The organism is Streptomyces sp. MMG1533 (genome assembly GCF_001279775.1).
In the GTDB taxonomy this organism is placed as follows: domain Bacteria; phylum Actinomycetota; class Actinomycetes; order Streptomycetales; family Streptomycetaceae; genus Streptomyces.
Map to the genome: position 1 here is coordinate 1 of NZ_LGDG01000181.1, position 280 is coordinate 280.

Below are 280 nucleotides of genomic sequence, written 5' to 3' on the forward strand. Positions count from 1 at the left end.
GCGACGGATTTACCTATCACACGGGCTACACCCTTACCCCGGGACAACCACCGCCCGGGATGGACTACCTTCCTGCGTCACCCCATCACTCACCTACTACAAGTCTGGTCCGTCGGCTCCACCACTCCCCTTTACCCGAAGGCTCCAGGGCGGCTTCACGGACTTAGCATCGCCTGATTCAATGTTTGACGCTTCACAGCGGGTACCGGAATATCAACCGGTTATCCATCGACTACGCCTGTCGGCCTCGCCTTAGGTCCCGACTTACCCTGGGCAGATC

The 280-nt window shown here is 58.9% G+C and carries 1 rRNA gene; it reads right to left on the bottom strand.

Annotation, left to right across the window (positions count from 1 at the left end):
- A 23S ribosomal RNA gene (locus ADK57_RS18785) occupies positions 1 to 280 on the bottom strand; the annotation flags it as partial.